The sequence below is a fragment of the Paenibacillus sp. P3E genome (assembly GCF_001909045.1).
Classification (GTDB): domain Bacteria; phylum Bacillota; class Bacilli; order Paenibacillales; family Paenibacillaceae; genus Paenibacillus_AQ; species Paenibacillus_AQ helianthi.
The window spans coordinates 43,487-63,235 of sequence record NZ_LVWH01000126.1 but is presented as its reverse complement, the minus strand read 5'-3'; the positions used below and the strand labels follow the sequence as shown (position 1 = coordinate 63,235).

The 19,749-nt window shown below is 52.3% G+C and carries 17 protein-coding genes; 11 read left to right on the top strand and 6 right to left on the bottom strand.

What is annotated here, in order from left to right:
• Window positions 1-104: 104 nt before the first annotated feature.
• Window positions 105-188: a putative holin-like toxin gene (locus A3842_RS33325; RefSeq protein WP_256701671.1), complete on the top strand. Its 84-nt coding sequence runs from the start codon at window positions 105-107 to the stop codon at window positions 186-188.
• Window positions 189-409: 221 nt separating this feature from the next.
• Here the strand turns inward: A3842_RS33325 and A3842_RS11815 are convergent, their stop codons facing one another.
• Both A3842_RS11815 and recQ read right to left on the bottom strand, forming a co-directional pair.
• Entirely contained in the window at window positions 410-2,365 is a 1,956-nt protein-coding gene (locus tag A3842_RS11815; protein WP_074101555.1) for a B12-binding domain-containing radical SAM protein, read from the bottom strand.
• Window positions 2,366-2,380: 15 nt separating this feature from the next.
• On the bottom strand, window positions 2,381-4,216 hold the full coding sequence (recQ, locus tag A3842_RS11810) for a DNA helicase RecQ (RefSeq protein WP_074101554.1): 1,836 nt from the start codon (window positions 4,214-4,216) through the stop codon (window positions 2,381-2,383).
• 110 nt (window positions 4,217-4,326) lie between these two features.
• Between recQ and A3842_RS11805 the strand changes: the two genes are divergently transcribed.
• From A3842_RS11805 to A3842_RS11765, 9 genes are all read left to right on the top strand, one after another.
• Window positions 4,327-5,982: a spore germination protein gene (locus tag A3842_RS11805; protein WP_074101553.1), complete on the top strand. Its 1,656-nt coding sequence runs from the start codon at window positions 4,327-4,329 to the stop codon at window positions 5,980-5,982.
• On the top strand, window positions 5,930-7,027 hold the full coding sequence (locus A3842_RS11800) for a GerAB/ArcD/ProY family transporter (RefSeq protein ID WP_074085866.1): 1,098 nt from the start codon (window positions 5,930-5,932) through the stop codon (window positions 7,025-7,027). The genes A3842_RS11805 and A3842_RS11800 overlap by 53 nt, the downstream gene beginning before the upstream one ends.
• Window positions 7,024-8,244, top strand: a complete 1,221-nt coding sequence (locus A3842_RS11795) for a Ger(x)C family spore germination protein (RefSeq protein ID WP_074085867.1) — start codon at window positions 7,024-7,026, stop codon at window positions 8,242-8,244. The genes A3842_RS11800 and A3842_RS11795 overlap by 4 nt, the downstream gene beginning before the upstream one ends.
• 17 nt (window positions 8,245-8,261) lie before the next feature.
• On the top strand, window positions 8,262-8,447 hold the full coding sequence (locus A3842_RS11790; protein WP_143186257.1) for a CLC_0170 family protein: 186 nt from the start codon (window positions 8,262-8,264) through the stop codon (window positions 8,445-8,447).
• A 106-nt stretch (window positions 8,448-8,553) separates the two neighbouring features.
• Entirely contained in the window at window positions 8,554-9,579 is a 1,026-nt protein-coding gene (locus tag A3842_RS11785) for an RluA family pseudouridine synthase (protein ID WP_083609566.1), read from the top strand.
• A 187-nt stretch (window positions 9,580-9,766) separates the two neighbouring features.
• Window positions 9,767-10,282 carry a hypothetical protein gene (locus tag A3842_RS11780; protein ID WP_074101552.1) on the top strand — a complete coding sequence of 172 codons (516 nt, stop codon included), beginning with the start codon at window positions 9,767-9,769 and terminating at the stop codon, window positions 10,280-10,282.
• A gap of 28 nt (window positions 10,283-10,310) precedes the next feature.
• The gene (locus tag A3842_RS11775) at window positions 10,311-10,706 is read left to right on the top strand and encodes a hypothetical protein (RefSeq protein WP_074101551.1); all 396 of its coding nucleotides are present in this window, start codon (window positions 10,311-10,313) and stop codon (window positions 10,704-10,706) included.
• A 59-nt stretch (window positions 10,707-10,765) separates the two neighbouring features.
• The gene (dhaS, locus tag A3842_RS11770) at window positions 10,766-11,347 is read left to right on the top strand and encodes a dihydroxyacetone kinase transcriptional activator DhaS (protein WP_074085872.1); all 582 of its coding nucleotides are present in this window, start codon (window positions 10,766-10,768) and stop codon (window positions 11,345-11,347) included.
• 150 nt (window positions 11,348-11,497) lie between these two features.
• A complete protein-coding gene (locus tag A3842_RS11765) occupies window positions 11,498-13,078 on the top strand; it encodes an oleate hydratase (RefSeq protein ID WP_074085873.1) in 1,581 nt (526 codons plus the stop codon).
• 154 nt (window positions 13,079-13,232) lie between these two features.
• Here the strand turns inward: A3842_RS11765 and A3842_RS11760 are convergent, their stop codons facing one another.
• Entirely contained in the window at window positions 13,233-13,955 is a 723-nt protein-coding gene (locus tag A3842_RS11760) for a DsbA family oxidoreductase (protein ID WP_074085874.1), read from the bottom strand.
• 239 nt (window positions 13,956-14,194) lie between these two features.
• Complete coding sequence (locus tag A3842_RS11755) at window positions 14,195-15,481, bottom strand: glycosyltransferase family 4 protein (protein WP_074101550.1); 1,287 nt, start codon at window positions 15,479-15,481, stop codon at window positions 14,195-14,197.
• 351 nt (window positions 15,482-15,832) lie between these two features.
• On the opposite strand from A3842_RS11755, the gene A3842_RS11750 reads away from it, so the two are divergent.
• Entirely contained in the window at window positions 15,833-16,765 is a 933-nt protein-coding gene (locus tag A3842_RS11750; RefSeq protein WP_074101549.1) for a glycosyltransferase family 2 protein, read from the top strand.
• Between the two features lie 119 nt (window positions 16,766-16,884).
• Here A3842_RS11750 and A3842_RS11745 read toward each other — a convergent pair whose 3' ends face one another.
• Both A3842_RS11745 and A3842_RS11740 read right to left on the bottom strand, forming a co-directional pair.
• Window positions 16,885-18,978, bottom strand: a complete 2,094-nt coding sequence (locus A3842_RS11745; RefSeq protein ID WP_074101548.1) for a YhgE/Pip domain-containing protein — start codon at window positions 18,976-18,978, stop codon at window positions 16,885-16,887.
• A 102-nt stretch (window positions 18,979-19,080) separates the two neighbouring features.
• Window positions 19,081-19,653 carry a TetR/AcrR family transcriptional regulator gene (locus A3842_RS11740; protein ID WP_074085878.1) on the bottom strand — a complete coding sequence of 191 codons (573 nt, stop codon included), beginning with the start codon at window positions 19,651-19,653 and terminating at the stop codon, window positions 19,081-19,083.
• Window positions 19,654-19,749: the final 96 nt, after the last annotated feature.

Here is a 19,749-nt window from a genome sequence, read left to right as displayed (position 1 = left end):
TCTACTAATGATCCATTTTTTAACATGCAGAATGTGATATGATTTTCTTGTACAACATTGTTCATGAGCAGTAGGCGCCTCTCCTATAAGAGGAGGTGACGGTAATGGACGTAAAAGATGCTATTACCCTGATGTTCATGTTCGGTATGTTCCTATTGGCTCTGCTAGGCTACATTAAAAAGAAATAGACCGCCCCGGAAGGTAACGGTCTACTCCAAACCACAAAAGATGAGACGACCGGCTGCTCTACAGCAGTGGTTGTACACCAGGGCTGTGCTGATGACACAGCTCCTTTTTTACTTTATTTAAGCACAATCCATTTTATTACATAAAGACCTGCCGGGCAATCCTCTCCGGCGGGCCTCCCTTCCGAAACTCCCCTTTCCTGGCGCATCAAGAGACAGAATGACTACAAAGGCAGTGAATAGTACTGCGCCCGCTGGCTCTCGTCCTGCTGGTACATGACGATCAGCAGCGTGCTTCCGGCGGTATGCGCCAAGGGTTCCGCCAGAGCAACGGAACTCTTGTCTGCAGCAGCAAGCGGCGGCGTGGTATCCATTGCCAGATCCGCTGGCTTTGTCTGCACTGCAGCAGCTGCCGTGCCTGTCTGTTCGCCACCCGTTACAAGGGGGTTCCCCAGCGTGCTATCGTCTATTTTCCCGGCCCCTTCAGCTTCAGCAGCCACAGGATCAAAACGCAGTCCGCTAATCGAATCCAGCACGGCATCCAGCCGGAATGGCAGCACTTCGAGCACTGTGAACTTCTGCAGCTCCCGCTCGCTGAATCCCGCCTCTGCCAGCTTGGCGGACAGGCGCTCCGGACGACTGGTGATTTCCTTCATATAACGGGACCAGTCGGATTTGTCCAGCGTGATATCCCACCAGATTTTACGTGGCTTATATTTGTGGCCCAGGAAATAATCCAGTTTCATCAGCCCGGTGATTACTTCCATGGAATCCGTTCCGCGGTCCGTCAGAAAAGCATGCAGCCGGATGAACAGATCCTCCAGCTGGTGCCCGATCTTTTGCCAGCCCCGCTCCTCCCAATAGTCGCCAAACTCCTGGAAGAAATCGAACGGAGATGGGAACACATGCCGGATCAGGTACTTGACCGAATGATCCAGCCGGTGGCTGTTCCAATATTTCTCCAGCACATCCTCGAGCCGTTTGAGCCGGATGATGTCAGAGAAAGGCATCACGTGGCTGCTGAGTATTTCGTAAGGAGCGTGCTCCATATACGTATAATCGTATTTGGCCGCCTGGGCGCGCAGGCCGGTGCCGCGCAGCATTTTGAGGAATCCGAGCTGCAGCTCTTCCGGCTCCATGGCAAATACATCGTTAAAGGTTTTGCGGAAGGTGGAGTAATCCTCCTGCGGTAGACCAGCTATCAAATCGAGATGCTGATCGATGTTGCCGCTGGCCTTGATTTTCATGACGGTGCGGGATAGCTTGGTGAAGTTCTGCCGGCGTTTGACCAGCTCATTCGTCTCATCATTGGTGGACTGCACGCCAATCTCGAACCGGAAGATGCCCGGAGGGGCATTCTCCGCCAGAAAGTCCAGTACCTCTGGACGCATAATATCGGCCGTAATCTCGAACTGGAATACACAGCCCTGATGGTTGTCGATCAGGAACTGGAACATTTCCATGGCATAATTGCGGTTGATGTTAAAGGTGCGGTCGAGAAATTTGATGACTTTTGCACCATTCTCAATCAGATAGAGCAGATCGGATTTGACCCGTTCAATATCGTAGTACCGCACCCCCACCTCGATGCTGGACAAGCAGAACTGGCAGTTGAACGGACAGCCCCGGCTGGTCTCAAAATAAACGATCCGCTTGCCGAGATCCGGCAGATCATCCGGGAACCGGTGTGGCGTCGGCAGAGTGTTGAGATCGCTTTTGGGACGCGGCGGATTGACGATCAGCTCTTCGCCCTTGCGGTAGGCAGCCCCGTAGACAAAATGGAACTTGTGGTCATCCCGCAATTCCTGCAGTAAATGATGGAAGGTCTCTTCCCCGTCCCCGTTCACTACAAAATCAATCCCGGCCTCACGCTGCATCCAGTATAGCGGCTCATACGATACTTCCGGCCCGCCCAGCACAATCTTGATCTCCGGCATCACTTGCTTAAGAATCCCGATCAGCTCAACGGTCTCCTCGATGTTCCATATATAACAGGAAAAACCAATCACATCCGGTTTCTTCTGGAATAGGTCTGACACGATATTCATCACGGGATCTTTGATGGTGTATTCTGCCAAATGAATATCTTGAAACTCATGCTCGCTGTATGCCTTCAGGAGACGGATCGCCAGCGAGGTGTGAATATATTTGGCATTTAATGTGGCCAGGATGATTTTCATGCCTCATAACCTTCTTTACATTTCATTTTGAAAAAATTCCAGGAAGGGCTTGCCGTACTTCCGGTATTTCACTTCGCCGACCCCTTTGACTCTCAGCATTTCCGCTTCGGTCTGCGGGCAAACCACGCTCATCTCGCGAAGGGTCGCATCATTGAAAATAATGTAGGACGGCACATGCTCATGCCCCGCCAGCTCGCGGCGGATCAGGCGCAGCTGCTCGAATACCGTCTCATTGACAGCCGACGGCGCCAGATCGCGGACACGGCTGCGGTCCCGCGAACCGGATGCACCTCCGGTACGGAGTGGACGGGCCACCCGCTGCAGTACCTGCCGCTGGCCGCGCAGCACTTCAGCAGCCAGAGGCTGCAGCCGTACAACCGGATACTGCCCCTCCGATAATGCCAGATAACCTTCTGAGATCATTACATTGATGGTCTCTGTAATCTCCTTCTCCGTACGGCTGGACATCGCCCCGTGGGTAGGCAGATTCTCAAAGCCGTACTGGAGCACCTTTTGATTACGTGAGCCTTTCAGCACAGAGGATACCAGGGCCACGCCGTAACGCTCGCGCATGCGGTGGATACAGGAGAAAATCTTCTGGGCATCCACTGTCATATCTACCAATTCCCGTTCATCCGTACAAGAGCTACAGATTCCGCACGGCTTGTCCCCATGCTCCTCGCCGAAATAATCCAGCTGGGCACTGCGCAGACAGCGGGTGGTATAGCAGTAATCGATCATCTGCTGAAGCTTGCGGTATTCATTGGCTTTGCGGTCCGTGTCCTGCGGATTCTGCTCAATCAGGAATTTCTGCGTCATAATATCCTGGGCGCTGAAGAGCAGAATGCACTGGCTGGGCTCTCCGTCCCGTCCGGCACGGCCCGCCTCCTGCACATAGGCTTCCATATTCTTTGGCATATTGTAATGGATGACGTAACGTACATTCGACTTGTCGATACCCATCCCAAAGGCGTTGGTAGCGACCATGACGCGTATATCGTCGTAGAGGAACCCTTCCTGGCTCTCTGCCCGCTCCTGATCATTCATTCCCGCATGATAACGCCCGGCGGCGACACCGGACGCCTGCAGCCGCTGATAGAGGTCATCAACCTCTTTGCGCGTAGCCGCATACACGATTCCCGGCTCATTAGAGTGCCGCGCGGTATAGTCCATCACGAACTCGCGTTTGTTCTCCCCGCGCAGCACAGACATCGCCAGATTGTCACGGCCCAGCCCGGTCATGAAGACCCCGGGCTGACGAAGCCGCAGCAGCCGGACCATATCCTCCATCACCTCAGGCGTAGCTGTCGCGGTAAAAGCCGCAAGAATCGGCCGCTCCGGCAACTCCTCTACGAACGGGGAGACTGCCAGATAACTGGTACGGAAGTCATGTCCCCACTGGGAGACACAGTGTGCTTCATCCACTGCAACACAAGAGATAGACAGTCCGGCCATTTCCAGGCGGAACCAGTCCAACTCCAGCCGCTCAGGAGCCACATAGAGGAGCTTCAGCTCGCCCCGGCGTGCAGCGCGGATGCGATCATTCACTTCTTTGCCGCTTAGTGTGCTGTTGATATATGCGGCTGGAATTCCTGCTGTGGTTAGCGCATCCACCTGATCCTTCATCAGCGAGATTAACGGTGAAATGACCAGGGTAAGTCCCGGCAGCAGCAGTGCGGGAACCTGATAGCAGATCGATTTCCCCCCGCCCGTCGGCATAATACCCAGCGTATCGCGGCCTTCCAGCAAATTCATGACAATTTTCTTCTGGCCTTCCCGGAAGTCGGGATAGCCGTAATATTTTTGCAGTTCAGCCTGCGCCTGTTCCATGGTAGGTGCTTGCATCTTCATCTCTATCATAACTCCTTAAGACTTTCTATCTTTAGTTTACATAAAAAACCCTCTACTAACCAACACTTTATAGTGATCTTCCAAACTGTCAGCCCAAAGGAGGCGGCCGAATGCAAGCTTGGAAAGAGAAATACGCTTCATATATGCAGAAGCAAAATCAGCCCTCCCCTGTACCTCCCGTTCCCGGCAATGACACGATAAGCCTCAGCCTGAAAGAAAATACGGAAGATCTGCTTGACCGACTCGGCCAAAGCGGAGATCTTGTCGTGCGTGATTTTCTGCTGTTCGGCAGATATGAGGCGGCGCTTATTTTCTTCTCCTCTCTGGTCAATCAGGAGCAGATTCAGGAATACATTCTTAAACCGCTCATGGACCGTTCTGCCGGTCATCCCGGAATGCCGAACAAGCTTGCTGATATGTCCCATTATATCTGGAATGTAGCGGTACAAGTCACACAAGGAACCACAGAACAAGACCTGTCCGCATTGCCTCCCGCAATCGTCAAGGGCCAGCTGATTCTGCTGATAGAAGGCTCCAGCGAAGCTCTAATGCTGGATATGCGGCAGATCGACATCCGAAGTGTAGAGCAACCCCAGACGGAACAAGTGATCCGGGGCCCGCGGGAAGGATATGTGGAAAAGCTTGAGAACAACCTCTCGCTCCTGCGCTACCGGCTGCAGAGTACGGACTTCCGGATTGAAATCAGTCCGCTCGGGACCCGAACCCAATCCAGGGTGGCCTTGTGCTACTTGGACAACTTGGCTGACCCGAAGCTCGTAGCCGAGGTGATGCGCAGAATTTCAATTATTCATACTGACGGGATTATCGATGCAGGCTACATTGAACAATTTATTGAAGACCAGCCGTTATCCCCCTTCCCGCAGGTTCAGAGCACGGAGCGGCCGGACAAAACAGTAGCTTCTTTGCTCGAAGGCCGGGTAGCTATCCTGGTGGACGGCTCTCCTTTTGCACTCATTGTTCCGGCTTTGTTCAACCAATTCTTCCAAACGGTTGATGACTATACGGAACGTTTTATTATGGGCAGTCTCATCCGGATGATCCGACTGATCGCACTTGCTTTCTCCCTGTTTTTCCCGGCTCTGTACGTGTCCGTAATCTCCTTTAATCCGGAGCTGATGCCTACAGATTTCGCAGTAGCCATCTCCGGGGGGAGGGCCGGCGTTCCCTTCCCGGCTGTGCTGGAGGTGCTGATCATGGAGGTATCCATGGAGGTGCTGCGGGAGGCCACGATCCGCCTCCCGCAGATGATTGGCGGGGCCCTCTCCATTGTGGGCGTGCTCGTGATCGGCGAGGCTGCGGTATCAGCGGGACTGGCAAGTCCGATCACTGTGGTCATTGTCGCGCTGACCACTATCGGTTCTTTTGCCACCCCGGCTTATAACACCGCGATTGCTCTGCGTATGCTGAGATTCCCCCTGGTCCTTCTTGCCGGAATGTTCGGACTCTACGGTGTAATGATTGGTACGATCCTGATTATCAATCATCTGTTATTCCTCGAATCCTTCGGAGTCCCGTTTATGTCACCGTACATCCCCGGCAAATGGCGGGATTGGAAGGATACGCTGGTGAGGGCGCCTTTGTGGTGGATGCGCCGGCGGCCCAGTTTTTTGTATACCCAGGACAGCACTAAACTTCCGGACTCTGTACCTGGAACTTATATAGACCAGATTCTTCAAGAAGGAGGGGAGACCGGTGAACGATTCCCGACAGATCACGACCCTGCGCGCGGCAGCCGTAATCAGTAGCACAATCATTGGTGTAGGGTTACTCAGCTTTCCCCGCTACATGGCCGTTGCCGGAAATAGTGCCGGGCCTTTTGTGGCGCTCACCGGCGTTCTGGTTTCCTTCTTCAGCTTTTGGCTGCTCGCCTCCTTATGCCGCCGTTTCCCTACAGAATCGCTGTTTGTATTCAGCCGCCGATTAATTGGCCGCCCGCTGGCCATGTTCTTCACTTTGATCATATGGCTCATATTCATGACGCTTACCGGTCTTACTGCCCGCCAGTTTGGAGATGTCGCTACCAGTGTTTTATTCAATAAAACACCGATCGAAGCAACCATTTTTCTGATGCTGCTAATCTGTCAGCTGTCAGCCAGAAGGAATATCATCAAGTTTTCCTACATTCATTTCTTCTACCTGCCGCTGATCATCGGCTCTGTTCTGGTAACCATTCTGATTTCCTTAAGGAATGTTGATCTATTGAACCTGCAGCCTGTTCTGACGGCTCCTACAGCCTCATTTTGGAAAGGCGCGCTTGAAGCCAGCTACCTGTTCCAAAGCTCCTTTGTGATTACGCTGCTGATCCCTTTCATGAAGCTGCCGAAGCAGGCGGTACGTGCAGGGGCCATTGGCATTTTTGTATCGGGGGCTGTCTATTGGCTGATTGCTCTAGCATGCATAGGCTTGTTCGGTGCAGAGGAAACCAAACTGCTGATTTACCCCACGCTGGAAACCGCCAGATCAGCGGCAATAGGCGAAGGATTTTTGGAACGGCTGGATGCCCTATTTATTGTCATATGGGTAATTTCAGTATATACCTCAATTTACACTACCTATTACCTGGCATCCTATCTCCTGCAGAATCTGCTGGGTCTGAGAGATCAGCGGATGACCTCAAGCGCCGTGCTTCCTTTTGTTTTTGTGATCGCCCTGCTTCCGGAGAATGTCTTTGAGACCTATACCTGGTCACTGATGCTGGGGAATGTCTCCATGCTCCTCTTGCTTGGCTACCCCATGCTGCTATGGGCGGTCTATTGGCTCCGCCGCTCCGGAAAGAGGGGCCTGTCATGAATAAATTGCTGCGAAAAATAGGCTCGGTATTATTGCCGGCTGCCGTTATCAGTCTCTTCCTTGCCGGATGCTGGGATCAGGTTGAAATTGAGGACCGGGCATTGGTGCTGGGCTTATCCATTGATACCGCCCCGCCCGAAAAGGCAGCTGAGGAAGAACAGGTCACCCATCTTAAGAATACTGAAATGCCGAAGGAAATGATCAGTATCACAGCACAGATTGCTGTTCCAGGACGGGTCCCGCTGGGCCCGGGCAGCGGCGGAAGCCAGGACGGAAAGATAAGCCCGGTGTGGGTGGTTACGGTGCTTGGACATTCGCTTGATGATGCCATGAACAATCTGCAGCAGCAGATCGCAGACCCCCGGTATCTCGTGCATTTGCGTGTGATCGTCATCAGCCAAGACATCGCCCGGGGAAGAATGGACGATCTGGATGACTATCTACGGCGCAATCCCGAAGTCCGGCGCAGGACCTGGCTGCTGGTGTCCGAAGGACGTGCCTCGCAGTTCATGGATGTCAAGCCTCCGCTGCAGCGCGTGCCCACGCTCTATGTGCTCTCCATGATGGAGAAAGCGGTAACCTCGGGCAAGTTCCCCCCGGATTATATCGGCACCTACTGGTCGGCAGATTCCAAATGGGGACAAAGCGCCTATCTTCCTTATGTGGCGCTCCGCAACAAAGAGAATATTCTGATTAACGGTCTGGCGTATTTCAGCCAGGGCAAAATGATCAACACTACACAGCCGCTTGAAATCGGCGCTTTCATGGCCGTTGAGGGAATGGACCCAGGCGGCTACTCTACCCTTTTCAAGACGAAGGAGCTCGGTATGGTCATGACCAAAATTAATGAGCGCTACACCAAGGCCCGCAGCTTCATCCGGGACGGCAAGCCGGTGCTATCCTTTGATATTAACTTTGAAGGGGATCTGGATGAGCACTATAACGGCAAGAAGCCTGCCGATTCCACTGCAAGACTGCATGAGATTGAGCGTGAATTCGAAAGGAATGCGAAGGGTGTGATCCGAAGGCTGATACGGCAGACCCAGAAGGATCATGCCGATATTTTTGGAATGGGAGAGATTATCCGCGCCCACCACCCTGAGTATTGGAGACAGCACATTCATAACAAAAGTGACTGGGAAGAGCTCTACGGCAGTATTACCGTGGACTTCAACCTCACACTGCACCTGCGGAGAGTCGGACTTAAAAAGACTTAGGAAACGGGGAGATGCTCATGGTCAGTTTATTTTCCAGTTCCGCCGCCATTGCGATGTTCTCCGCACTGATGCTGCTCACTGTAGACCGGAATATCTACAAATCCAGCGGATGGGTAAGGGAAAAAAAATACGCCTCCGCACTGGGATGGTGCTTTGCCGGTATTGCCTTAATCGTCGTCGTCTGGCGGATTATGATGATATAGCCGCCCTACAGCAGCCTGATGAACCCCACTCCCGGCGCTCCGTAGTATTTCTTAACTGCTCATGGTATATTGAGGAGTACATTATTAGAGGACGGAGAATGCTTCCATGAATACAAGACGAAATCCCAAAGATAGTTCCAAACGCGGCGCGAGGCCGGGAACGAACGCCAAGGTTCAGCCTAAGTCCGGCATAAGAAGCTCTAATAGCAAAACGGGCGGCAAGCCGGGGGCCACAGCCAAAACACCCGCTCCAGTTAAATCGTATACAGTGACCGAACCTGCCGAGCTGCTGGCTTTTCTGCTGAAGACCGTTACAGGCCGTGGAAGAAATTCCATCAAATCTATGCTCTCCCGGGGGCAGGTGTCTGTGAACGGCAAGGCAGTGACCAAACATAATTTCCAGCTGCACCCCGGCCAGACCGTTACCATTGACCAGGAAAAGCCGGCCCAGGTGAAGGAAATGATCGGACTGACGATTGTGCATGAGGATGACGATCTGATTGTCATTCAAAAGGATGCGGGTCTGCTGTCCATCGCCACCGGCGAAGACAATGAACTGACCGCCTACCGTCAACTGATGGAGCATGTACGCCTAAGCAACCCCCAAAACCGCGTCTTTGTGGTACACAGGCTGGACCGCGACACTTCCGGGGTCATGATGTTTGCCAAGAGTGAACCGCTTCAGCAAATGCTGCAGAATACGTGGAAAGACACGGTGAAGGAACGTTCCTATGTAGCTCTTGTCGAAGGTGTTGTCAAAAAACCGGAGGGAACCATCAGCTCCTGGCTGAAGGAAACCTCGACGCTCAAAATGTATTCCAGCCCCCATGAAGGGGATGGCCTGCACGCCGTGACCCACTACAAGCTTATTCAGGCCAACCGCCACTTCTCTTTGCTGGAGGTGCACCTGGAGACCGGACGCAAAAATCAGATCCGTGTGCACATGTCCGATATCGGACATCCGATTGCCGGCGACAAAAAATACGGTGCAGAGACCAAAGCTGTGGGTCGGCTTGGACTGCATGCCCGCGTGCTCTCCTTTGTACATCCGACCACGGGAGAATTGCTCACCTTTGAGAGTGCCATCCCGAAGACGTTCCTGAAATATTCTGCACCTGCACCAACGAACTAAAGTTTATTACGAACCGCAAATGGACAGGATTAAATGCTTCCATTCATCCTTAAAGGGGTGCTTATCCGGCTGATCAGTGGGATAAGCACCCCTTTCATTCGGCATAGGGCGTGCCTCTGGTCCAGCAACATTTTCGCAGCAATTGGCGTCATGATACAATATAGAGAAACATAAGAAGGTGCCATTCATGTTCCATCCTACTGTCTTTGACAATATTAAAATTGCTTTTGAAAACCAGCTCTACGACTATGATAATCTGGACGGCATTCTAGTGATAACAGACCGGACCGATCTCCTGAACCTCGCGTTGATGTCCCGGGAGTTCAGCCTGTCCTTCAAGCTGACCGATGGCAGAAATGTCACCTCCGAGGTGGTGCTGCTCTCATCTGTGAAGGAGCTCAGTGATGAAATTCTGGAAACTCCGGGCAGCGATCCCGGCTGCGGCCTTCTTTTGCGCTTCTATATGGAAATCGAGGATGTTAACGTCCAGTGTCCAGCGATTGAGGATGTCCTCTCCGCGATCTGGGGACCTGATTTCCAGCCTGTTCAATCCCTGAGTTACCTTTACGGACAGGATATCGACACGTACAACAACTGCATCGAATTGCAGTTCAAGAGACAAATTACCGAAGATCAAATGGAGGATATCCCCAATCTTCTAAAGTTTCTTTTGCAAAGCGCTGAGGAGCTGGAAGACATCTAAATATTCCTATAAATGAGGTGATGGGTTCATGAGTTTCCTGCCAACCGCCAAAAGCAACCGCTGGTACATCTGGTTTCCCGTCTATGCCCTTCTTCTGTGGCTGCTGCTGATTCTGCACCGTTTTATCCTGCTGGACAAGGAATTCAGTGCTCTCCTCCTCGGCCGTTATGCCGTGCTTGCGCTCGGCGTGTCCATCATGGTGAACGGCTCCGGCTGGCTCGGCGCAAGGCTGGTGTGGCTGATTACCACGGCAGGGATTCTGATCGGGCTGGGACTCATGATCGTCTACACCTACCGGGAAATGTCCGGATGGGAGGATCTGGCGGGCTTTCTCACGTTTGCCATGTTCACCCTTGGAGGCTTTGCGGCCGGCCTGCTCACGGAGGGGATTTATTGGCTGGCCAGACGCAGGAACGGCGCATAATTCCTTTTGAACAACGAAGCTTTGTCAACCATCAGGACCACATGATAAGGGGGTAGCCCATGTCCAATTCCCTTCTGACCAAAAAAGCCCTCGCCCATTCGCTGAAAGCCCTGATGGAGCATGCCCCGCTGAACAAAATCTCCGTTAAGCATCTAGTGGATGATTGCGGGCTGAACCGTCAGACGTTCTATTATCATTTCCAGGATATTTTTGAGCTGCTGGGCTGGATTTATCAGACAGAAGCTGTGGAGAGCATCGCCCAGTACCGCAGCTACAGCACGTGGACGGACGGGTTTTACCGGATCTTTTGCTATATTGGGGCCAATAAAGCCTTTTGCTGCAATACGCTGGACTCTCTGGGCCGAACACATCTCGATGCGTATCTGTATGAAGTGACGAATGACCTGATTATGGGGGTTATTCAAGAGCTCGCGGGTGAACTGGAGGTTAGCGGTGAGGACAAGCGGTTTATTGCCAATTTCTATACGCTGGCTTTTACGGGACTTGTGATCCAGTGGATGCGCGGCGGCATGAAGGAAGAGCCGAAGGTGATCATCGATAAGCTCAGTGTGCTCATTGAGGGGAACTTTGCCAAAGCGCTGCATCAATATGCGAGTGGAAACGGTCTTACCGATCTCTAAGAGAGGCGATTTCCGTCGGAAAACCTTACACTTTGCCTCAAGTGACCAAATTTCATACACTTGCAGACTTTTGACCATACCCTCAGCGTCAGCCTTGGTTTACATTAGGGACAGCAACAGCAAACAGCAACCCTATGGAGGCGACTCACAGTGAAAAAAGAGTACGGTAACAGCCAGGTTTATTTTGTCGGCGGCGGTATTGCATCCCTTGCAGGTGCGGCCTACCTCGTCAGAGACTGCGACTTCCCCGGACAGAACATTCACATTATTGAAGAGATGAAAATCCTCGGCGGCAGCAATGACGGTTCGGGCAGCGGTGAACAAGGCTATGTCATCCGGGGCGGCCGGATGCTGAACGATGAAACCTACGAGAATCTCTGGGAGCTCCTGAGCACCATTCCTTCGATCGACCATCCGGGGCAATCGCTGCGGGAGGAAATTACAGCATTCGATGATGCCAACCCTACACACTCCAATGCCCGTCTGATTAACCGGGAAGGTGAAGTCGAGGATGTACTATCGATGGGCTTCGACATGGCGGACCGTCTGGCTATGGGCAAGCTGATTATCACTCCCGAAGACAAAATGGGCAAGGCACGGATCAACGACTGGTTCGGTCCTCATTTTTTCCAGACGAATTTCTGGTACATGTGGGCAACGACGTTCGCCTTCCAGCCCTGGCATAGTGCGGTTGAATTCAAAAGATACATGATCCGCTTCATGCATGAATTCCCGCGCATTCAAACGCTTGAAGGAGTCACCCGCACTCCTTATAACCAATATGATTCCATTATTCTGCCGCTGCACAAGTACCTTGAGCCTTTTGGCGTAGATTTCACCCTGAAATGTACAGTCACCGATCTGGATTTCAAGGACGGCGAAGGCATTACAGTTACGAAAATGCATGTGCTTCGCCAAGGTGTTCCGGATGTCATCGAGATTGGCGAAGAAGACCGCGTGATCATTACGAACGGCTCCATGACCGAAGGCTCCAGCCTCGGTTCGATGACAACCGCTCCGGGCCTGAACGGCAAGGGAAGCTCCTGGAAGCTATGGGAGAACATCGCCGCCAAGAAACCGGGTCTCGGCAATCCCTCCCCTTTCGACGATCATGTGGACGGCTCGAAATGGGAATCGTTCACCGTAACATTCCAGGACTCGGCATTCTTTGATCTGATGGAAAAGTTCACACGCAACCGGGCCGGTACAGGCGCTCTTGTCACCTTCAAGGATTCCAGCTGGTTCATGTCTGTGGTGCTGGCGTTCCAGCCACATTTCCGCAATCAACCAGAGCATGTCAAGGTATTCTGGGGCTACGGGCTGTATCCGGACAAGGTCGGCGATTTCGTAAAAAAGAGAATGTGCGACTGTACCGGGGAAGAAATTATGCAGGAGCTGATCGGCCACCTTCATTTCGAAGCGCACAAGGAAGAGATCATGGCTACCGTGAGCTGTATCCCTTGCATGATGCCATACATTACCTCCCAGTTCATGCCGCGGCTGAACAGCGACCGGCCGCAGGTCGTTCCAGCGGGGTCAACCAACCTCGCCTTTGTCGGCCAATACTGCGAGATCCCGGACGACGTGGTATTCACCGAGGAATACTCCGTCCGGGCCGCCAGAATTGCCGTGTACACGCTGATGGGTGTGAACCGCCCTGTGGAACCGATCAAGCAGCATCACTATGATGTGCGGACGTTGTTTACGAGCTTTGTGACTTCGTTCAGATAACTGCTGACCGTAACCGTTGCTTTCCCCTTCATCCAAAAGCCCCCTCACCGTTAGCCATTTCTAACGGGAGGGGGCTTTTGTGCAGCTTCATGTAAGCACTATTCATTCATCCGCTCCAAGACAGGATGCCCTGGTTTCGGTCGGGTATTCAAAATCAGATACTGCAGGAGCCGTCGTCACAGCCCTCGGCATCTGCTGCTTTGGACTGGGGCTTACCGACAACCTGAAGCTCAGGTGTGTTTTTCTCTTCAGCCCAGACTGTATCCAATACTTCGGAGAATACCGGCCCCGGCTGAGCGCCCGAAACGGCATATTTATTATTGAATACAAAGAAAGGCACGCCTGTGATATTCAGCCGTTGTCCTTCCGCAATATCAGTGTTCACCGCATCTGCATAAGCGTCTGTCTCCAGCATAGCCGCTACATCTGCAGCATCCAGTCCAACCTCGGCAGCCAGGGAAGCCAGCTCCTGACGGTCTGCCAAATTATGCCCATTGGTAAAATAAGCCGCCAGCAGCCGCTCGGACATCTCGGGACCTTTGCCTTTGGCGGCAGCATAGTGGCCTAAACGGTGGCTGTCAAACGTGTTTGTATTCTGCACGATATCAAAGTTGAAATCCAGACCAACCCCTTTGGCTTGTTCTGCGAGTTGAACGTTCGTCGCTATCGCTTTCTCACGAGTCATGCCATATTTGGCAGCCAGCATATCATAAATATCCATGGTTGCCTGAACCGGAGCATTCGGATCGAGCTGGAAGCTGCGGAAGACTACCTCTACCTTGTCTTGGCCTTCGAACTGGCTCAATGCGTTCTCCAGTCGTCTTTTGCCGATATAACAGAACGGGCAGGCATTATCGGACCATACATCTATTCTCATAGGGATTCCTCCTAAAGTTAAGTAACTAAATATTTGTCACTTACAATTGTATAGTTAAAAACCGAAAATTACAAGTATATTTCACACCTTCGGCCTTACCTTCTCCAAATATGCACCGAATCCGCAAAAAAGCGCCTCACTCCGCAAAAAGCCTGCCGGCATTCTTTGCGGAGCGCAGAGCGCTGTAGGATCAGTTTATATTAGGTTCTACACACGTTACCACGTTGTATTCGGGCTGTTCAGACGGGGGTGCTCAGCTTCGTTGCAAAGCCGTCCCCGCCAAATTGGGCCGGCAAAGGATCAAGCCCCAGACTCTCCTGCAGCAAATTATACAGCCTGGCACCGATGATCTCCTCAGAATAGTCAGAGCGGACGATCTGCAAGGCGGCTTCCCCCATTTCTGCACGCAGCTCCGGATTGGCTAGCAACGTATCGAGTGAGGCAGCGAGTGCGGACGGGCTCAGCCCTTCAGCAAGCAGGCCGTTCACCCCATGCTGCACCAGCCCGCGTACCCCCATTACATTAAAGGCAACCGTCGGCAGCCCGCAGGCACCAGCTTCCAGAATGACCAGCGGCAGCCCTTCATACCGTGAAGGCAGTACGAAAAGCTCGGAAATGCTGTAGTAGCTGGCCAGGACATCCTTGTTGCGGATCGTACCGAGAAGAATCATACGGTCCTCAAGACCTTTTTCAGCAATCAGTGCCTTCAGGCTCTGCTCATCGGGCCCGCCGCCGGCGATCAGTACCTTTAGGCCCGGAATGGAACGCAACTGTTCCATGGCCTGAACCAGCAGAGAATGTCCTTTTTGATGCTCGAACAATCGCCCTACGGTGATAATATATCTGCTGTCCGGGTCCAGGCCAAGCGCCGTCATTGCCTCTTCCTTGTCCCGCTTGTAAAAGACCGCCGAATTCACAAAGTTCGGCAGCAGCCGTATCCGGTCCGCGATGTGCGGGAAATGGCTTACCATGCTTTTCTGCTCATCCTCATTAAGTGTGGTCAGAAAGGAAGCCTTGTGCAGCGTATGTTTTTTGATTGGCAATATCCATTTATGAATGCTGCCTCCGTGGTATGCGGCTATGATGGGGATGTTCAGCTGCTTGGCCGTTGAAGCCAGCCGTTCAAAACGTCCAGAGGCATATTCCTGGGCATAGATCAGATTGATCCCATCCCCGCACAGAATCCCGGCCAGATCCTTTTGAATGGTGGAGATATATTGGGAGATAAATTTACCAATGGGCGTCCGGTGCGAGTGCGGGATCAGACAGTACGTTTTATAAAGTCTCCCTACAGGGATGAATTTAACCGTGCAATCCACCATGCCATGCTGGTAAGTTCTGACCTCATCACCGACACGGGTGAAGTTATAAATAGTGGTACGGATGCCTTTGGTGTGCAAGAGACGCGCATAATCGAATGAAAAATCGTTATGATACGAACTTACATATTCCTCTTCACTGAGACCCAGGCCCTTCACGAAGAAATCTTCAAAGTAATTAGTATGCATAAAGATCCCGACATGCATAACGTCTCCTCCTTAAAGTTTTTTAGCGATGACTTCCTGTATCAGCTTCGTAAAAAACTGACTTCGGAAGCATAGGCTTAAAGTTTTGATAGGATAAGCCTCCTTGAACGCACTTCGCAAAACTAACTTAGGAAGCATAGGCTTAAAGTTTTGTAAGCATAGTTCATATTACTTAAAATCAAATGCAACTTATTTCCTAATAATTATAATCGCAAACGCTATAAAAAAAAGTAAACGAAAGTGGTATATACGGCCTACCTGAAGGGGGGTAAACTTAGAGCAACAAGAACTTTCGGTGCATTATATTCTCGTTAAGCGGACGCCTAAGGCGTCCCGGAAGGAGTCAGCGGCATGCATGATGTGTCTATAGTCATTCCCACGCGCAACCGGATCAAAGATCTTACGCTGTGCATTGAGTCCATCGGCAGGCAGACCGAACTCGAAGATGTCTCGATAGAGCTGCTGATTGTGGACGATGGTGATATTGAAGAGTCTGTCCTGGAGTATTTCCGCAAAGTACTGAACCGGATGCCTCAGGCAGAGCTGCGTTATTACCGCAAAACCAAACCCGGCGTTTGGCTGTCCCGTTATGAGGCACTTGGACTCATTAACGGAGACATTCTGCTCAGCTTCGACGACGATGCCGAACTGGATGATCCGCTGTACATCCGCCGGATGCTGGATACCTACGCAGCGGACAAGTCGATCGTCGGTGTAGGCGGCATGGCCAAAGGCATGTCCAGCAGCAGATCCGGCAAACTGCTCGGGTTGTTGACCTTCCAAATGTCGGCTTCGCCAGGCAGATTGTCTGCCAGCACCCTTGCCGGCTCCCTCCTGCTCTGGGGAGAAACCCGGGACACCTTTGAGACGGATTTTTTCCATGGCTGCAATATGTCATTCCGCGCTTCGGCTCTTAAAGACATGAAGCCTTATCCTTGGATGACCAGCTATGCAGTGGCTGACGATATTTATATGTGTCATCTGGCCAGCAAGTACGGCAAGCTTGTAATCAACCCGGATATGAAAATCACCCACCATGAGTCTCCAAGCTCCCGCGACAAAGCAGGACGTGTGGCACGGGCGACGGCGGTCAATCATTATTACCTGCTGAATCTGCGCAAAGCTCCGGTGAAAAATTACGCCGCGCTGCTGTGGACACTGACTTATCTTACTGGTAAGTTTACGCTGAAGCGCAACTTCAATGCAGTTTCAGGCTATGTCAGCGGCATTCTCTTTGTACTGAATCCCCGTAAGGATAAGTACCGCGAATATATGCTGGACTAACAGAATAAATCTTAATTTCTAAATAATACAGCAAAAACTCCCGTTCCCCTTCTTCAGGGGCGGGAGTTTTTGCTGTATGCCTGCTTGCATGTCTGCTGTGGTTCTGTGCTCCCCGTTGCTCAAGCCGTCAGCTCTTTCGGAGCAGCTGTGGTGCGCTTGGTCTCGCGGGCAAAATACAGGAATGTAAGCACTAGGGAAATTACAGCATAGGTAAGCAAATATATGATTTGCTGTCCCATCAGCGCGTAGTCACCGGTGCCGACAATTGCCTTGTAACCGACGATGCTATGCGTCATGGGGAGCCAAGGATTGACCTTCTGCATCCAGTTGGGCAGCAGCTCCAGCGGAAAGGTGCCTGCACTTGAGGTTAATTGGAAGATCATCAGGACAATCGCCAGGAAACGCCCCGGATTATCCAGCCAGGTAACCAAGGCCTGCACAATCATGGTGAAGGTGAAGCTGACAATCAGCGAGAACAGGAAGAAGAGGGGAACGCTCTGAACTTCCAGCTTCAGACCATATAGCAAGATTATATCGGCAAGAACCGATTGGAGAATACTTACCATTACGAAGGTGAGCGTCCGGCTGACGAATCTGCCCATCGGCGAAGCCCCCGGCACATTCGAGTCCCGCAGCGAGAACACAGTGGTGAACACGAGCGCCCCCACAAACAGGGCTAGCGATAAGAAATACGGAGCGATTCCCAGTCCGTAGTGATCCAGCTTGTGACCGGTCTTCTCTGTCAGCTTCACCGGTTCAGCAAACATATTCACGGTGTTATCCCCGGATTTCACACTGGAGGTGTCTGCTGCAGCATCATTCAGCTTCTGCGCCAGCTCACCGCTGCCGCTGGCCAGCTTGCCTGCACCGTCCTTCAGTTCGCCCGCCCCATCATTCAGCTTGACGGCGCCTTCCGAGAGACCGTCCACACCTCCAGTCAGCTTGGTTAGTCCTTGCTTCAGCTGCAACGCGCCTTTGTTGAGCGCCGTTGCCCCGGTAGCCAGCTTGCTTCCGCCCCTGCTAGCCTCATCCAGCTTCTTGCCGAGGGCCTGCATTCCTGCGGCCAGCTGAGCACCGCCATCACTGAGCTGTGTGGCGCCTTGGGCCAATTGCTGCTGTCCCTTGTCCAGCTGCGTGCTGCCGGCGAGCAGTTGTGCCTGCCCGGTGTGCAGCTGCTGACTACCCGCGGCAACCTGACGGCTTGCGGCCAGCAGCTGCTGGAACTGTTCACTCTCCTGCAGGCCGGGCGTAGCCGCCATCATCTGCTCCAGTCCCTTGGCGACCTGATCTGCACCGGCAGCAAGCTGGCTGCTGGCCGCTTCGGATGCAGTCAGCCCCTCCTTGAGCTGGCTGCTGCCATTCTGCGAAGCCAGCAGTCCTTCTTTTAACTGCGCCGCGCCGTTCTGTGACTTCACAGCACCATCCTGCAGCTGCTGCTGGGCCTTGGCCAGCTGGCTTAAGCCGCTAGCAAGGTCCGTCGTCCCTTTAGTCAACGTGCCTGAGCCCTGATTCAGACTACCCGCCCCGTTATACAGCAGCTTCAGTCCGCTTTGCAGCTCAGAAGTGCCTGTGGCAAGCTTGTTCAGGTTGGTCTTAAGCGTGGTCAGCCCGTTAGTAAGCTTTCCTGCTCCGTCCTTAAGCTCGGTTGCACCGCCGCCGGCGTTCCCAAGGCCTTCAGAGATCGTGTCTACCTGCTCGAACATGCTTCGGGTATACGCCGCTGTAATCTGGGTAGACAGCTTCGACTTCAGTTTACTCATCGCGCTGATGCCGATTTGCCCGGCTACAAAGTTATAATCACTGTTCGGCTCGAACACAATCTCTGCCTGGACCGGATGATCCTCGGTTAAGGTAGTCGCATTTTCCGAGAAGTTGGCAGGAATAGTAACCGTCATATAATAGCGGTTATGGGCCATGCCATCCTCCGCTTCAGCCGCATCAACGAAATCCCACTTGAAATCACTATTATCCTTCAGCTCATCGACAAAATCCTTGCCCACGTCCATGGTCTTGCCCTCGTAGTCAGCTCCCTTATCCTGGTTGACCACGGCCACAGGCAGCTTGCCCGTATTGCCATAGGGGTCCCATGAAGCATCGACCAAAAAACCGCTGTACAGCATCGGCAATGCCGCAACACCCAGCAAAGTGAGCGCAAGCATCGGCTTCGTCACCAGGATTTTCAAATCCTTCAGAAATACAGTAATAGCTTTCATTGCCGGCACCTTCTATCTCTTTTTTGTAAGTTCATGAAAATTTTCACAATCAATCATTATTATCGGAAAAAAATAGCCTTTTCAGGCCGGGTGGCTTGGATTCTACACGAGAATGCCCTTCGAAATAAACAAAATCATGTGCTCCTTAATCCGGTTTTTGTCCAGGGGCTCATGCCCTTTGTTCCATTCAGTAGTCAAAGCCAGATATAAACGCAGGATCATAAACGCCACCACACTTGGATCACACGGCTTCACTTCTTCCCGCTGGATGGCACGCTCAATCTGTTGCCGCAGAAAATCGAGCGCATATTCCTCCATCCGTTTGACCCCTTCAAGTGCCTGGACGGTACCGATATCGCGCACCTCCTGCGCCAGCTTGACGAACAGCTCATGGTCCGAGCGGAATTCCAGGATGGAGTCAAGCAGATTGAGCAGCTTTTGAGTAAACGTGTGATCTTCCGAAGCCAAACGGTTCATAACCGAGGTCAGCTCCTGGGAGGCCTTGTCCAGAATTTCCTCAAACAGCTCTTCCTTGGTTTTGAAAAAGGTATAAATCGTACCCTTACCTACATTCGCGATCTTGGACACTTGATCCATAGTCGTGGCTTTATAGCCAAACTGCACAAAGGACTTTGTCGCCGCCTGCAGGATTAATGCTTTGCGGTCGATGGACATGGTTCAAGCTCCTTTCCTTCTAAAGAATCAGTCTAATTTTGACTAAATTTTTATTTTGGTCAGTCGGTCATAAAACAATTTAACATGTCTGCGCCC

Excerpts from the sequence above, each read along its gene's own strand:
- A3842_RS11785 (WP_083609566.1), top strand. The coding sequence starts at position 8,554 with ATGAATACAAGACGAAATCCCAAAGATAGTTCCAAACGCGGCGCGAGG.
- A3842_RS11755 (WP_074101550.1), bottom strand. The coding sequence starts at position 15,481 with ATGCATGTCGGGATCTTTATGCATACTAATTACTTTGAAGATTTCTTC.
- A3842_RS11760 (WP_074085874.1), bottom strand. The coding sequence starts at position 13,955 with ATGAGAATAGATGTATGGTCCGATAATGCCTGCCCGTTCTGTTATATC.
- A3842_RS11780 (WP_074101552.1), top strand. The coding sequence starts at position 9,767 with ATGTTCCATCCTACTGTCTTTGACAATATTAAAATTGCTTTTGAAAAC.
- A3842_RS11795 (WP_074085867.1), top strand. The coding sequence starts at position 7,024 with ATGAATAAATTGCTGCGAAAAATAGGCTCGGTATTATTGCCGGCTGCC.
- A3842_RS33325 (WP_256701671.1), top strand. The coding sequence starts at position 105 with ATGGACGTAAAAGATGCTATTACCCTGATGTTCATGTTCGGTATGTTC.
- A3842_RS11740 (WP_074085878.1), bottom strand. The coding sequence starts at position 19,653 with ATGTCCATCGACCGCAAAGCATTAATCCTGCAGGCGGCGACAAAGTCC.
- recQ (WP_074101554.1), bottom strand. The coding sequence starts at position 4,216 with ATGAAGATGCAAGCACCTACCATGGAACAGGCGCAGGCTGAACTGCAA.
- A3842_RS11775 (WP_074101551.1), top strand. The coding sequence starts at position 10,311 with ATGAGTTTCCTGCCAACCGCCAAAAGCAACCGCTGGTACATCTGGTTT.
- A3842_RS11815 (WP_074101555.1), bottom strand. The coding sequence starts at position 2,365 with ATGAAAATCATCCTGGCCACATTAAATGCCAAATATATTCACACCTCG.
- A3842_RS11750 (WP_074101549.1), top strand. The coding sequence starts at position 15,833 with ATGCATGATGTGTCTATAGTCATTCCCACGCGCAACCGGATCAAAGAT.
- A3842_RS11745 (WP_074101548.1), bottom strand. The coding sequence starts at position 18,978 with ATGAAAGCTATTACTGTATTTCTGAAGGATTTGAAAATCCTGGTGACG.
- A3842_RS11805 (WP_074101553.1), top strand. The coding sequence starts at position 4,327 with ATGCAAGCTTGGAAAGAGAAATACGCTTCATATATGCAGAAGCAAAAT.
- dhaS (WP_074085872.1), top strand. The coding sequence starts at position 10,766 with ATGTCCAATTCCCTTCTGACCAAAAAAGCCCTCGCCCATTCGCTGAAA.
- A3842_RS11790 (WP_143186257.1), top strand. The coding sequence starts at position 8,262 with ATGGTCAGTTTATTTTCCAGTTCCGCCGCCATTGCGATGTTCTCCGCA.